Origin of the sequence: Bordetella genomosp. 10, from assembly GCF_002261225.1 — a bacterium.
GTDB lineage: Bacteria > Pseudomonadota > Gammaproteobacteria > Burkholderiales > Burkholderiaceae_B > Bordetella_C.
This window is the reverse complement of record NZ_NEVM01000005.1, coordinates 906,766-921,123: the sequence shown is the minus strand read 5'-3', so window position 1 is coordinate 921,123 and position 14,358 is coordinate 906,766. Positions and strand designations below refer to the sequence as shown.

The 14,358-nt window shown below is 66.7% G+C and carries 12 protein-coding genes and 1 pseudogene; 10 read left to right on the top strand and 3 right to left on the bottom strand.

The window, feature by feature from the left end; genetic code table 11:
• Positions 1 to 263 precede the first annotated feature (263 nt).
• The 4 genes from CAL29_RS20325 to CAL29_RS20310 all read left to right on the top strand — a co-directional run bounded on the left by CAL29_RS20325 (position 264) and on the right by CAL29_RS20310 (position 4,767).
• Positions 264 to 1,481 (top strand): ABC transporter substrate-binding protein, encoded by a 1,218-nt coding sequence (locus tag CAL29_RS20325; protein ID WP_094856783.1) that lies wholly within the window; start codon positions 264 to 266, stop codon positions 1,479 to 1,481.
• A gap of 22 nt (positions 1,482 to 1,503) precedes the next feature.
• On the top strand, positions 1,504 to 2,997 hold the full coding sequence (locus CAL29_RS20320; RefSeq protein WP_094854837.1) for a CoA-acylating methylmalonate-semialdehyde dehydrogenase: 1,494 nt from the start codon (positions 1,504 to 1,506) through the stop codon (positions 2,995 to 2,997).
• A gap of 189 nt (positions 2,998 to 3,186) precedes the next feature.
• Complete coding sequence (locus CAL29_RS20315) at positions 3,187 to 4,134, top strand: CysB family HTH-type transcriptional regulator (RefSeq protein WP_094854836.1); 948 nt, start codon at positions 3,187 to 3,189, stop codon at positions 4,132 to 4,134.
• A gap of 300 nt (positions 4,135 to 4,434) precedes the next feature.
• Positions 4,435 to 4,767, top strand: coding sequence for a DUF2325 domain-containing protein (locus CAL29_RS20310; protein ID WP_094854835.1), 333 nt, complete (start codon positions 4,435 to 4,437; stop codon positions 4,765 to 4,767).
• Between the two features lie 165 nt (positions 4,768 to 4,932).
• Here CAL29_RS20310 and CAL29_RS20305 read toward each other — a convergent pair whose 3' ends face one another.
• Together CAL29_RS20305 and CAL29_RS20300 are read right to left on the bottom strand one after the other, a co-directional pair.
• Complete coding sequence (locus CAL29_RS20305; protein WP_094854834.1) at positions 4,933 to 5,700, bottom strand: anti-sigma factor family protein; 768 nt, start codon at positions 5,698 to 5,700, stop codon at positions 4,933 to 4,935.
• Entirely contained in the window at positions 5,697 to 6,218 is a 522-nt protein-coding gene (locus CAL29_RS20300) for a sigma-70 family RNA polymerase sigma factor (RefSeq protein ID WP_094854833.1), read from the bottom strand. Before CAL29_RS20300 ends, CAL29_RS20305 begins: the two co-directional genes overlap by 4 nt.
• A 198-nt stretch (positions 6,219 to 6,416) precedes the next feature.
• On the opposite strand from CAL29_RS20300, the gene CAL29_RS20295 reads away from it, so the two are divergent.
• Both CAL29_RS20295 and CAL29_RS20290 read left to right on the top strand, forming a co-directional pair.
• A complete protein-coding gene (locus CAL29_RS20295; RefSeq protein WP_094854832.1) occupies positions 6,417 to 7,496 on the top strand; it encodes a catalase family peroxidase in 1,080 nt (359 codons plus the stop codon).
• Positions 7,493 to 8,017, top strand: a pseudogene (locus CAL29_RS20290) (cytochrome b); the annotation flags it as partial. The gene CAL29_RS20295 and the pseudogene CAL29_RS20290, both read left to right, overlap by 4 nt.
• A gap of 88 nt (positions 8,018 to 8,105) precedes the next feature.
• Here the strand turns inward: CAL29_RS20290 and CAL29_RS20285 are convergent.
• Positions 8,106 to 8,798, bottom strand: coding sequence for a C40 family peptidase (locus CAL29_RS20285; protein ID WP_094854830.1), 693 nt, complete (start codon positions 8,796 to 8,798; stop codon positions 8,106 to 8,108).
• Positions 8,799 to 9,174: 376 nt separating this feature from the next.
• Between CAL29_RS20285 and CAL29_RS20280 the strand changes: the two genes are divergently transcribed.
• The 4 genes from CAL29_RS20280 to acs all read left to right on the top strand — a co-directional run bounded on the left by CAL29_RS20280 (position 9,175) and on the right by acs (position 14,346).
• Positions 9,175 to 11,061, top strand: a complete 1,887-nt coding sequence (locus CAL29_RS20280; RefSeq protein WP_094854829.1) for a propionate--CoA ligase — start codon at positions 9,175 to 9,177, stop codon at positions 11,059 to 11,061.
• On the top strand, positions 11,058 to 11,462 hold the full coding sequence (locus CAL29_RS20275) for a heme-binding protein (protein ID WP_094854828.1): 405 nt from the start codon (positions 11,058 to 11,060) through the stop codon (positions 11,460 to 11,462). Before CAL29_RS20280 ends, CAL29_RS20275 begins: the two co-directional genes overlap by 4 nt.
• Positions 11,463 to 11,541: 79 nt before the next feature.
• Positions 11,542 to 12,186, top strand: a complete 645-nt coding sequence (locus tag CAL29_RS20270) for a DsbA family oxidoreductase (protein WP_094854827.1) — start codon at positions 11,542 to 11,544, stop codon at positions 12,184 to 12,186.
• A gap of 180 nt (positions 12,187 to 12,366) precedes the next feature.
• Complete coding sequence (gene acs, locus CAL29_RS20265) at positions 12,367 to 14,346, top strand: acetate--CoA ligase (RefSeq protein WP_094854826.1); 1,980 nt, start codon at positions 12,367 to 12,369, stop codon at positions 14,344 to 14,346.
• The last annotated feature ends 12 nt before the right edge of the window (positions 14,347 to 14,358 follow it).

The window sequence follows — 14,358 nt, the reverse complement described above, 5'->3', positions numbered from 1 at the left end:
GCGCCGGGCAAAACCGGGCGGATCCGTTTTCTTGTGTAATTTCGCACAAGTCATGTGCATTTTGTCCAATTGCTGGGGGATTTTTACACATCTACACTGGGCTACGGTCCATAGAGGCCGCCCAGGCTGGAGGAGGCGTCAGACCCCATGCGGCCGGCAGCGAAGAACCAGGAGACAAGTCCATGAAATTCCGCAATGCCGCGCCAGCACCGCTGGGCGCCTTGGCGCGCGTCCGCGCGCAGCTTCCCTCCGTCCTGTCCCGCATGCGCCGCCTCGCGCCCGCGCTGTCCGCGGGCGTCCTGTTCCCGCTTGCCGCGCACGCCGCCGGCCAGCCGACGGTGAAGATCGGCGTGTTGACGGACATGTCCGGCAACTATGCCTCCATGGGCGGCGCCGGGTCGGTGGCGGCCGCGCAGATGGCCATCGACGATTGCCTGGCGGCGCAGTGCAAGGGCATGAAGATCTCGCTGGTGTCGGCCGACAACCAGAACAAGGCCGACGTCGGCGCGGCGCGGGCGCGCGAGTGGTTCGACCGGGACGGCGTGAACGCCATCGCCGACCTGACCAACTCCGCGGTGGCGCTGGCGGTGCAGGGCATCGCCCGTGAAAAGCACCGCATCGCGCTGTTCTCCGGGCCAGCCACCACGGCGCTGACCAACAAGGAATGCTCGCCCACCGGTTTCCATTGGATGTTCGACACCTATTCGCAATCGGTGGCGGCGGCCAAGGCCACGGTGGCCAACGGCGGCAAGTCCTGGTACTTCATCACCGTCGACTACGCCTTCGGCCATGCGCTGGAGGCCGATACCGCCAAGGCCGTGAAGGCCCTGGGCGGCACCACGGTGGGCAGCGTGCGCCATCCGCTGAACGCGCCGGATTTCGCGTCCTATCTGTTGCAGGCGCAGTCCTCGAAGGCGCAGGTGGTGGCCCTGGCCAACGGCGGCCAGGACACCGTCAACGCCGTCAAGCAGGCGCGGGAATTCGGCATCGTCGCCGGCGGCCAGCGGCTGGTGGCGCTGCTGGTCTTCCTGTCCGACCTGCGGGCGCTGGGCCTGCAGAACGCCCAGGGCCTGTCCTATGTGGACGGCTTCTACTGGGACTATGACGACGCCTCGCGCAAATGGTCGGCGCGCTTCGAGAAGGCCTTCCGCGGCCTGAAGCCCACCATGACCCAGGCCGGCGTCTATTCCAGCGTGCTGCACTACCTGCGCGCCGTCGCGGCGGCCGGCACCACCGACGCCGACAAGGTGGCGGCGCAGATGCGCCGCATGCCCATCGACGATCCCATCATGCGTCACGCGACCATCCGTGCCGACGGCCGCGTGATCCACGATATGTATCTGTACCAGGTGAAGACGCCGTCCGAATCGCATGGCGATTGGGACTATTCCAAGCTGGTCTCGGTGATTCCCGCCGCCGACGCCTTCCAGCCGCTGGCCGATTCCACCTGCCCGCTGGTGCAGCAGTCCGCGCGCCAATGAACCCGCTTACGAGGAGACCATCATGACCGACATTCCCCGCCTGCCGCTGCTGATCGGCGGCGAGCTGGTGCAATCGAAAACCACGCAGTGGCGCGACGTCGTCAATCCCGCGACCCAGGAGGTGGTGGCGCAAGTGCCTTTCGCCACGCGGGAGGAGCTCGACCGCGCCGTCGCCAATGCGAAAGAGGCCTACCAGACCTGGCGCAACGCCGGCCAGGGCACGCGCATGCGCGTCATGCTGAAGTTCCAGCAACTGCTGCGCGACAACACCGGCAAGCTGGCCGAGATGATCACCCGCGAGCATGGCAAGACCCTGCCCGATGCCGAGGGGGAAGTGGGACGCGGCCTGGAGGTGGTCGAGCACGCCTGCGCCATCGCCAGCCTGCAACTGGGCGAGTACGCGGAGAACGCCGCGTCCGGCATCGACGTCTACACGCTGATCCAGCCCCTGGGCGTGTGCGCCGGCATCACGGCTTTCAATTTTCCGGTGATGCTGCCTTGCTTCATGTTCCCCATCGCCGTGTCCTGCGGCAATACCTTCATCCTCAAGCCTTCCGAGCAGGATCCGACGTCTTCCCTGTTCCTGGCGCAACTGGCGCTGGAGGCGGGCCTGCCGCCGGGCGTGCTGAACGTCCTGCATGGCGGCCCGGACATCGCCATGGGCATTTGCGACCATCCGGATATCAAGGCGGTCTCCTTCATCGGTTCGACGCGCGTGGGCACGGAGATTTATCACCGCGCGTCGGAAGCCGGCAAGCGCTGCCAGGCCATGATGGGCGCGAAGAACCACTGCGTGGTGCTGCCCGACGCGGACCCCGAAGTGGTGCTCAACCAGTTGCTGGGCGCGGCTTTCGGCGCGGCGGGCCAGCGCTGCATGGCGACGTCGGTGGCGGTGTTCGTCGGTCAATCGCGCGAGTGGCTGCCCGAGTTCGTCGAGCGGGCGCGCAAGCTGAAGGTCAACAACGGCGTCGATCGCCAGGCCGATCTCGGCCCGCTGGTGTCGCCGTCGGCGCGCAAGCGCGTGGAGGGCCTGATCCAGCAGGGCGTGGACGAAGGCGCGCAACTGCTGCTCGACGGCCGCGGCATCGAGGTCAGCGGTTTCGAGAAGGGCAATTTCGTCGGCCCCACGGTGTTTTCGGGCGTGAAGGGCGATATGAAGATCTACACGGAGGAGATATTCGGACCGGTGCTGTGCGTGGTGGAGGTGGAAACGCTGGAGGACGCCGTGGCCTTCGTCAACGGCAATCCCAACGGCAACGGCGTCGCGCTTTTCACCCAGGACGGCGCCGCGGCGCATTATTTCCAGAACAACATCGACGTCGGCCAGGTGGGCATCAACATCCCCATCCCGGTGCCCGTGGCCTGGTTCAGCTTCACCGGCTCACGCGGCTCCAAGCTCGGCGACCTGGGCCCCAACGGCAAGCAGGCGGTGCAGTTCTGGACCCAGACCAAGACCGTCACGGCCCGCTGGTCGGGCCATGGCCGGACGGTGAATTCGACTATTTCGATGAAGTAAGAGGGGGATGTTCGCGGACGCCGGGCGAGGGCTTGGCGTTCGCGGACTGACGATGCGTTGCGTCTTTGCGGGGCGCCGGCGCGATGCGGCCTTTCTCCATGGCCGTATAGCGCCTAAGCTTATACTAATATGTAATTTGGAATGCGTTCTTTATTACCTATAATCGGGGGTCCTGCTCAGGAATCCCCCATGAACCTGCAACAATTCCGTTTTGTCAGAGAAACCATCCGCCGCGACTTCAACCTTACCGAAGCCGCGCGCATGCTCTATACGTCCCAGCCCGGCGTGTCCAAGGCCATCATCGAGTTCGAGGATGAACTGGGCGTCAAGATCTTCGAACGCCATGGCAAGCGCATCAAGGGATTGACCAAGCCCGGGCTGGCCGTGTCCCAGGTGATCGATCGCATCATGCGCGAGGTCGATAACCTGAAGAAGGTCAGCGACGAGTTCGCCCGCCGCGACGAGGGCGGCCTGGTGATCGCGTGTACCCATACGCAAGCGCGCTACCTGTTGCCGCGCGTGATTCCCACCTTCCGCAAGCAATTTCCCAAGGTGCACCTGTCCCTGGCCGAAGGCAGCCCGTCGCAACTGGCGGAAATGGTGCTGCACGAGCAGGCCGACCTGGCGATCGCCACGGAGTCCCTGGCCCTGACGCCGGGCCTGGCGACCTTGCCCTGCTATACCTGGGAGCACACCGTGGTGGTGCGGCCGGACCACGAGCTGGCCGAACTGAAGTCCAGCGAGGCCAAGCGGCTGACGCTGGAACAACTGGCGGCCTATCCGATCGTGACCTACGACCGCGCCTTCACCGGCCGCTCGACCATCGACGAGGTCTTCGCCAGCAAGAGCATCCACCCGGACATCGTGCTGGAGGCCATCGACGCCGACGTGATCAAGACGTACGTCGACGTCGGCCTGGGCATCGGCATCATCGCCGGCGTGGCCTACGATCCGCGCCGCGACAGCGGCCTGATCGGCCTGCCGGTGGGGCACTTGTTCGGCACCCATACGACGCGGGTGGGGGTGAAGGCGGGCGTCTTCCTGCGGGACTACGTCTATACCTTCATCGAGATGCTGGCGCCGGCCCTGACGCGCAACGTCGTGGCCAAGGCGGTGCAAGGGCAGCAGGCCGACTAGAACGCCGCCCGGGCAGTCCCGGGAAGCCTTGTGTCCCCCAAAACGGGCAGCGCCAGCGATGGCGCCGCCCGTTTGTCTTTTGCGCGGCCGAAGCGGGGCCTTCTTGATCCAACGCAAGCCGCGGCGGCGGTTGCGGTGGGATCGTAGGGGCTGTCCTGGAAGACGCCTCTCCCCGATCCCCACTATGCCTTCAGTTTTCTCAATAAAAAATATAAATAAGAAGTTTTCTCATTTACTTGCCCAAACAAACAAGAATCATTATCATTAATCCCACATCAACGAACGCAACGAGGGAATCTCATGGCGGGACTAAGCGCAGTGGTAGTGGGGGCGGACCGGCTAGGCAACATCCCGGACTTGCTGAAAGGACACAACATTTCGATCACGCACCATATCAGCGGGCGTGATCCTTCGCATCAGAAACGCGGCTTGTCGTTGCCCACGGGCACGCAACTGGTGATCCTGCTGACCGATTTCCTCGGCCACAACGTCATGAAGACGTTCCGCCATTCGGCCCAGCGGGCGGGCATCAAGGTGGTGGCGTGCCGGCGCTCGGTATGCAGCATGCAGCAGGCGCTGAACCAGTGCGGCTTGTGTCCGAACAACCCGAACAGCGGCGTGAAGACGCACTGAGCGCGGCGTTCGGGCAGGGCAGGGCTGGATACTTCAAGCAAGGGCCGTTGCATGGGTCGACCTCCGGGGTCGGTTCATGCAACGGCTTTTTTCATCGCCGGGCCGCTCCCAAGATGAAAAGCGCCCCCTCGGGGGGCAGCAAGCGGCGCAGCCGCGCGGCGTGGTTCATGTCTGTTCGTCCAGCGCGTGCGCAACGGCGTTCTCGTCCAGGCTTTCCACCGGTCCGACCACGGCATAGAGCAGGCCGTGCAGGGTGCCATAGCGCGCCAGCAGTCCACCGTCCGTGCGTTTGCCGGCCGGCAGCCGCTGCCGCGGCATTTCCGGCGGCCGGAGGTAGAAGCTGAGCGTGCGCTTGGCGGCATCCTCGTAAAGGACCATGGCCGCCGCGCCTCCCTCGGTGGCGAACAATCTTCCGCCGACCGGGTGGAAGCCCGCCGCGGCCAGATCCGGCAGCCTGGCCCCGGGCCCCACGCTGCGCGCCAGCCACGCCTGCAATTCGCCGACGCTGGATGCCGTGAAATCGATGTGCGCGCTGCGGTCGACCACCATCAATCTGTAGGCGGCGATGGCGTCGCTCATGGGCGCGGCGCGCAAGGATGCGTCCACGCCGCCCCGCCAGCCGCGCGCCTGCCAGCCCCCCATCGTGCCCAACCCCAGGCAAAGGACCATGGACGCCGCGATCGCCCAGCGTGTCCGCGCGCGCGCGGCGAGCCCGGCGCGGATCGCCGCCGGATCGAGCGCCGGATTCGCGGGCGGCAGCGGCAGGTCGTCCAGCTCGGCCCGCAGGTTCCGGGCGTCCCGCAGCCAGCGTTGCGCCCGCGCGGCCTTGCCCGGATCTTGCGCGAACGCGCGTTCGAGGGACTCGCGCGTCTCGTCGTCGAGCCGGCCGTCGACGTAGGCATGGAGATCGTCTTCGTCTGGAGGAATGCTCATTTCATGACTCGCAACAAGGGGGCTGGACGCTTCCCGCCGCTGAGCTGGCGCAATGCCTGCCGCGCGCGGGAAAGCCGTGACATGACCGTGCCGATCGGCACGTCGAGAAGGTCGGCGACCTCCTGGTAGCTGAAGCCCTCGACGGCCACCAGGAGCAGCAGGCCGCGCTGCTCGGCGGACAGTTCGCCGAAGGCGTTGAGCGTGGAGCGGGTGGCGGCCATGTGTTCGGCCGATGGCCAGTGCGCTTCATCGGGCTCCCGCAGGCTGCCGAGCAGCCGCGCATGGCGTTTCGCGCTGCGCTGTCCGTCGATGAAGCGCCGATGCAGGATCGTGAACAGCCAACTGCGCAGGGTGTCGCCGCCGCGCCGGCTGGCCCAGCGGGACAGCGCGCGCTCCAGGGTGGATTGGACGAGGTCGTCGGCCGCGTGGACGTCGCGGGTCAGCCACAGCGCGAAGCGCCGTAGCCGTGGAATCAGTTCACGCAGTTGATCGTCTTGTTCGGTCGAAGTCGAAGGCATGGCGGGCCAGGTTTCCCGGATACGCGGGAGCGGGCGGGGAAGGGAATGCGCGCGCGAAAAGCGCCAGTCGGAACCCGTAAGACGCGCGAGGCCGCGGTTTATTCCATGGGAGCGGAAAAAATATCCCAGGGAATAAAGCGGGAGGGCCGGCGTCTTACAGCGGTTCTACACAGGACCTCATGGTCGGGAGCGATTTCGATGGAACAGACTACATCACCGCGCGATCCGGCGCGCCAGCCGCTGCGCTGGGCGGTGTTGGGCGCGGCCGTGGCGGGGGTGGTTCTCGCCTTCGGCTATGTCGGCGGCTGGCTGGCGCCCGCGCGGCTGACGCCGGCACGGATCGTCGATGCCCTGCAGGCCAACGGCGGCCTGCATCCGGGATACCGGCGCAATCACGCCAAAGGCATTTGCGTGAGCGGTTACTTCGAGGGCAATGGCGCGGCCAGCGTCTATTCGACCGCGCCTTTCTTCGCCGTGGGCAAGGCCCCGGTGGTGGGCCGCTTCGCCTTGCCGGGCGGCAATCCCTATGCGCCGGACAGCAGCGTGCCGATCCGCAGCATGGCCTTGCGGCTCACCGCGCCGGACGGGGAGCAGTGGAGAACCGGCATGAACAGTATGCCGGTATTCCCCCTGGCGACGCCGCAGGCGTTCTATGAACAGGCCGTCGCGAGCGCGCCCGACCCGAAGACCGGCAAGCCCGATCCCGGAAAGCTGAAGGCCTTTGTCGGCGCGCATCCGGAAATGGCCCAGTTCCTGGCATGGGTCAAAGGGGCCAGGCCCAGCGCCAGTTTCGCCACGGAAACCTATTACTCCCTCAACGCGTTCTACCTGGTGGACAAGGACGGCAAGCGGCAGGCGGTGCGGTGGCGGATGGCGCCCCAACAAGCCGGCGGGGCCGGCGACCCGGCGCCCGCCGGCGAGCCGGACATCCTGCGGGAGGACCTGCCGCGCCGCATCGCCGCCGGTCCGCAGCGCTGGAAGCTGCTGCTCACGCTGGCGGCTCCCGGAGATCCCGTCGATGACGCGACCAGGAGCTGGCCCGCGGACAGAACGACGATAGACGCCGGCACCCTGGTGCTCGATGGCGTCGCGCCGCAGGACAGCGGGCCGTGCAGGGACGTCAATTACGACCCGACCGTCCTGCCGGCCGGCATCCAGGTTTCCCATGATCCGCTGTTGGCGGCGCGGGCCGCCGCCTATGCGGATTCCTATCTGCGCCGCACCAGTGAAGAGGCCGGCATCCCCGGCGCGGCTCCCCTGTCTTCGGAGAAGAAATGATGAAAACCGTATTTGGCTGGCCCGCGCGCGCCTTGCATTGGGTCATGGCGGCGATGATCGTCGCGATGCTTTTTATCGGCGTGGGCATGACGGCTACCGTGTCGACCTGGCACGAGGCATTGCTGTCCCTGCACCGGCCGCTGGGCGCGGCCGTGCTGGCTCTGGCCTGTCTGCGCCTGGTCGTGCGGCTGGCATCGCGGCCGCCGGCCCTGCCGCGGGATTTGCCGGCATGGCAGAAGCTTGCCGCGCATGGGTCGCACGTGGCGATGTATGCGTTGATGATCGCCATGCCGCTGATCGGCTGGGCGATGCTGTCGGCCGGCGGCTATCCGGTGACCCTGGCCGCCGGGGTGACCCTGCCGCCGATCGCGCCGGCCGATGCCGCGTTGTTCGCCTGGCTGCGGCTCGCGCATCGCTGGCTGGCCTATCTGTTCTTCCTGACCTTCGTCGCGCATTTCGCGGCGGCGCTGTACCACGGGCTGATCCGCCGCGATGGCGTGTTGCGGGCCATGATCGGCAAGCCGCGGCCGCCGGCGTCCACGGGCGCCGGGCAGCCGTTCAAGTTCAATACGGGGAAATGAAGCGGGCAGGAAAACCGCCCGCGCGGGATCAGTTGCCGGCGCGGGCTTGCGCGAGCAGGGCGCCGTCGATGCGGCGGGCGCCGTTGTAGCGCTTGCTCCAGTACGCCAGCTCCATGCTTTCGATGCGCACCTTGCCGCCGGCGCTGGGCGAGTGGACGAAGCGATCGTCGCCCAGGTAGATGCCTACGTGCGAATAGCGGCGGCCCATGGTGTTGAAGAACACCAGGTCGCCCACCTGCAGGTCGTTGCGGGCCACCGATACGCCGACCTTCTGGTACATCTCGGCGGCATTGCGGGGCAGTTTCAGGCCCAGCGACTGCTGGGCGACATAGGACACCAGGCCGCTGCAATCGAAGCCGGTCGACGGCGACGTGCCGCCGAAGCGGTAGCGGATGCCCAGGTAGTTCAGCGCCTCGCCCGCCAGCAGCACGTTGTCGGTCCCGTTCCCGCCCTTGTAGGCCAGGCCCTGTCCGCCGCCGCGCACCGGACGGCGCAGCTTTTCGGCCAGGAGCATGCCGATGGGATCGTCGGCATTGCTGGCCCATTCGGCTTCATAGCCTTCCAGGTCGGTCGAGGCGTAGTCGTAGCGCTGGGAGGTGCCGGTGTTCGCGCAGCCGGCGAGGATGGCGGCGCCGAGCGCTGCGCTGCCGAGCCGCAACAGGCGGGTATTGGGGAGGAGGGGGGATAGGATGCGCGAGAGACGGTGGCCGTATCGGTTCATTGTTCGCTTGAAGGCGCCGGAAAACGCCTGGAAGACGACGGACGACCGCCGTGGTTTAAGAGGGGTGACGAACGGAAGAGCTGGAACTGGACTGTAATAACTCGCGTGATTTTATCAATCTTGCGTACAGATGACCAGGGTGCTGCGTATACTAAAGATGTAACAAGCTGCATAAGCTATGCGGCGCTGTTATGGCTAGAATCTAAAGAGCTTCGAAAAGAGCAGCAGGGGGGCCTTGCAGTGATGCGAGCAGCCCAGCGCCGGGGAAGCACCGCAGCGATGTCTTGAAAGCACTTCTCAGTCATTTAGATCAGACTAAATAACTGGTAAGGATCGTCAAGAATCTGAAACAGTCGGACCATAACAGGAGACACGCATGCAAAAAATCCGGGATTTCCACTACACCTCGGTGCATCACCGCGACGAGTTCTGGCGCCGCGAAGGCGGCCGCATACATTGGGACACGCCCCCCGAGCGGACCCTGGACGACAGCCGGCCCCCCTTCGCGCGCTGGTACGTGGGCGGCAAGACGAATCTTTGTTACAACGCGGTTGACCGCTGGCTCCCCCTTCAAGCCGATAGACAAGCCCTGATCTGGGTCTCCACCGAGGTCGACCAGGAGCGGGTATATACGCAGGCGCAACTGCATGACGAGGTCAATGCGGTGGCGGCCATGCTGCGCGAGCAGGGCGTGGGCCGGGGCGACCGGGTGCTGCTCTACATGCCCATGGTGCCGGAGGCGGTGTTCACCATGCTGGCCTGCGCGCGCCTGGGCGCCATCCATTCCGTGGTATTCGGCGGCTTCGCCGCGCACAACCTGGCGCAGCGCATCGACGACGCGCGCCCCAAGGTCATCGTGTCCGCCGACGCCGGCTCGCGCGGCGGCAAGGTCACGCCCTACAAGCCCCTGCTGGACCAGGCGCTGACCCTGAGCGCCTCCCGTCCCGCCGCCGTCATCGTGCTCGACCGCGGCCTGGCGCCGGCCCCGCTGGGCGAGGGCGAATGGGACTACGCCGAATTGCGCGCGCGGCACGAGGGCGCGCGCGTGCCCGTGACCTGGCTGGAGTCCTCCGAACCGAGCTACATCCTCTATACCTCCGGCACGACCGGCAAGCCCAAGGGCGTGCAGCGCGACACGGGCGGCTATACCGTGGCGCTGGCCGCGTCGATGGAGTACATCTTCAACGGCAAGCCGGGCGAGACGTTTTTCTGCACCAGCGACATCGGCTGGGTCGTCGGCCATTCCTATATCGTCTATGGCCCCCTGATCGGCGGCCAGGCCACCATTCTCTACGAGGGCACGCCGGTGCGGCCCGACGGCGCCATCCTGTGGAAGCTGGTCGAGCGCTACAAGGTGAACACGCTGTTCTCGGCGCCGACCGCGGTGCGCGTGCTCAAGCGGCAGGATCCCGAGCTGCTGCGGCGGCACGACCTGTCCTCGCTGCGCGCCATCTACCTGGCCGGCGAGCCGCTGGACGAGCCGACCGCGCGCTGGATCGGCGAGGCCCTGGGCAAGCCCATCATCGACAACTACTGGCAGACCGAAAGCGGCTGGCCCATCCTGTCGGCGCAGCCCGGCGTGGAGCGCACGCCGCCGCGGCTGGGCAGCCCCTCCTTCCCGACGTATGGCTACGACGTGCGGGTGATCGACGAAAGCACCGGCGAGGACCTGGGCCCGGGCCGCAAGGGCGTGGTGGCCATCGTGCCGCCGCTGCCGCCGGGCGCCATGAGCACCATCTGGGGCGACGACGAACGCTTCGTGCGCACGTATTTCGAATCCATCCCGGGCCGCCAGGTGTATTCGACCTTCGACTGGGGCCGGGTCGACGAGGACGGCTATTGGTTCATCCTGGGGCGCACCGACGACGTGATCAACGTGGCCGGCCACAGGCTGGGCACGCGCGAGATCGAGGAATCCATCAGCAGCCACGCCAAGGTGGCCGAATGCGCGGTGGTGGGCGTGGCCGATGCGCTGAAGGGGCAGGTGGCCTCGGCCTTCGTGGTGCTGAAGGATCCCGCGCAGGCCGAGGGCGAGGAGGCCGTGCGCGCGCTGGAAGGCGATATGATGCGCGTGGTCGATCAGCAGCTCGGCGCGGTGGCGCGGCCGGCGCGCATCCGTTTCGTCGCCGCCTTGCCCAAGACCCGTTCCGGCAAGGTGCTGCGGCGGGCCATCGTGGCGGTGTGCGAAGGACGCGATCCCGGCGATCTGGCGACGATCGAGGATCCCAACGCACTGGAACTGATCAAGGAATCGCTGAAATGAATAGCAAGCCTGTCCTTACCGCCGACGACGTCAAGAAGATCCTGGCGGCCGCCGAAGCGCATGCGCAGTCCAACAAATGGGCGGTCTCGATCGCCGTCGCCGACGACGGCGGCCACCTGCTGGGCCTGCTGCGGCTGGACGGCGCCGCGCCCATTTCCGCGCAGATCGCCCCGGCCAAGGCACAGACCGCCGCCCTCGGCCGGCGCGAGTCCAAGGTCTACGAGGAGTCCATCAACAACGGCCGCTATGCCTTCTTGTCGGCGCCGATGACGGGGATGCTGGAAGGCGGGGTGCCCATCGTCGCGCAGGGCGTGGTGGTCGGCGCGGTGGGGGTGTCCGGCGTGAAGTCGACCGACGACGTCGCCATCGCCAACGCCGGCATCGCGGCCCTGGGCCTTTGAGGCACGGCGGCGCTGCCGCCGGCGGATGGACCAGGATGGGCCGGGACCAGATCGACCCGCATCGACCAGGATGGAAAAAATGACGCAATCTCTACGAATCGACTACGTTTCGGACATCGCCTGTCCCTGGTGCGCGGTCGGGCTGTGGTCGCTTCAACGGGCGCTTTCGAACCTGGGGGACGAGGTCGACGCCCGCATCGTCTTCCATCCCTTCGAATTGAATCCGGACATGCGGCCCGAAGGCGAGGCCATCGTCGACTACCTGGGACGGAAATACGGCCGCACCCCCGAGCAGATCGCCGAATCGCAGGCCATGATCCGCGCGCGCGGCGCCAGCGTGGGCTTCGCCTTCGGGCCGCGCACGCACGTCTACAACACCTTCGACGCCCATCGCCTGCTGCATTGGGCCGGCCTCGAAGGCAGGCAGTTGCCGCTCAAGGCGGCGCTGCTGCGGGCCTACCACGGCGAGGGCAAGGACCCGAGCCAGCACGACGTGCTGGTCGAGGTTGCCGAATCGGTGGGGCTGGACGGCGCCGCGGCGCGTCGGGTGCTGGAAACGGGACAGTACGCCGACGAGGTCCGCGCGGAAGAACGGGAATACATCGATATGGGTATCCAATCGGTGCCGGCCATCATCTTCAACCAGAAGTACCTGTTGAGCGGCGGCCAGCCCGTGGAGGCCTTCGAGCAGGCGATACGGCAGGTCCTCGCCGAGGCCGGCTAAGGGCTAGAATCGGATTGCCCGAAGTATGGGAGCCGATGTATGGAGCCCGATGTATGGAGCCCGGCATATGGAGCCCGACATATGGAGCCCGCGGTATAGAGCCGGACACACATAGCCCGACGAATATAAATAGATTTGCAAGCAAAACAGCAGCGTCAAAATTCTCTGAAGGAGAGCGTCATGTCCAACGCCATCGAATCCGTGCTGGTCGAGAACCGTGTGTTTCCGCCGCCGCCCGCCGCGTCCGCCGGCGCGGCCATCGGCAGCATGGATGCCTACAAAAAGCTGTGCCTGGAAGCCGAGCAGGACTTCGACGGTTTCTGGCGGCGCCTGGCGAACGAGAACCTGGTCTGGACCAAGCCCTTCACCCAGGTGCTGGACGACAGCAAGGCGCCGTTCTACCGCTGGTTCGGCGACGGCGAGCTCAACGTCTCGGCCAACTGCCTGGACAGGCACGCGCAGGGAAGCAACGCCGAAAAGACCGCCATCATCTTCGAGGCGGACGACGGCAAGGTCGAGAAGATCACCTACCGCGCCTTGCTGGAGCGCGTCTGCCAACTCGCTAACGGCCTGAAGAAGCTGGGCTACAAGAAGGGCGACCGCGCCATCATCTACATGCCCATGTCGATCGAGGCGGTGGTCGTGATGCAGGCCTGCGTGCGCCTGGGCGTGACCCACTCCGTGGTGTTCGGCGGCTTTTCCGCCAAGAGCCTGCAGGAGCGCATCGTCGACGTCGGCGCCACGCTGGTGATCACCGCGGACGAGCAGGTGCGCGGCGGCAAGACCATCCCGCTGAAGCCGGCGGTGGAGGAAGCCTTCGCCATGGGCGGCTGCGACGCCGTGCGCCAGGTCATCGTCTATCGCCGCACCGGCGGCAAGACGGCCTGGGTGGAGGGCCGCGACCTGTGGCTGCATGACGTGATGGCCGGCCAGTCCGGGCAGTGCGAGCCGGTGCCGGTGGAAGCCGAGCATCCGCTGTTCATCCTCTACACCTCCGGTTCGACCGGCAAGCCCAAGGGCGTGCAGCATGCCTCCGCCGGCTTCCTGCTGTGGTCGCTGCTGACCGTCAAGTGGACCTTCGACGCGCGTCCGGACGACGTCTACTGGTGCACGGCCGACGTGGGCTGGATCACCGGCCACTCCTACATCGCCTACGGCCCGCTGGCGGCCGGCCTGACCCAGGTGGTGTTCGAGGGCGTGCCCACCTATCCCAACGCGGGCCGCTTCTGGGACATGATCGCGCGCCACAAGGTGACGACGTTCTATACCGCCCCCACCGCCATCCGCTCGCTGATCAAGGCGTCCGCCGCCGCGCCCGATACGGACCCGGAACGCTACGACCTGAGCAGCCTGCGCATCCTGGGCTCGGTGGGCGAGCCCATCAACCCGGAAGCGTGGATGTGGTATCACAAGAAGGTGGGCGGCGAACGCTGCCCCATCGTCGACACGTGGTGGCAGACGGAGACCGGCGGCCACATGATCACCCCGCTGCCGGGCGCCACGCCCACCAAGCCGGGTTCCTGCACCTTGCCCTTGCCGGGCATCGCCGCCGCCGTGGTCGACGAGACCGGCGCGGACGTGGACCAGGGCAACGGCGGCTTCCTGGTGATCAAGAAACCCTGGCCGGCGATGATCCGCAATATCTGGGGCGACCCGGAGCGCTTCAAGAAGAGCTACTTCCCGCCCGAGCTGCGCGGTTATTACCTGGCCGGCGACGGCGCCCAGCGCGACGCGGACGGCTACTTCTGGATCATGGGCCGCATCGACGACGTGCTGAACGTCTCGGGCCATCGCCTGGGCACCATGGAAGTGGAATCGGCGCTGGTCGCGCACCCGCTGGTGGCGGAGGCCGCGGTGGTGGGCCGTCCGGACGACACCACGGGCGAGGCCGTGGTGGCCTTCGTGGTGCTCAAGGGCGCGCGCCCCGAGGGCGACGAGGCCGCCGCGGTGGCCAAGCAACTGCGCGACTGGGTGGCCAAGGAAATCGGCCCCATCGCCAAGCCCAAGGACATCCGCTTCGGCGAGAACCTGCCCAAGACGCGCTCGGGCAAGATCATGCGGCGCCTGCTGCGCGTGGTGGCCAAGGGCGAGGAGGTGACCCAGGACGTGTCGACGCTGGAGAATCCGCAGATCCTCGAACAGTTGTCGAAGTCGGTCTGACCTGCCTCGCCG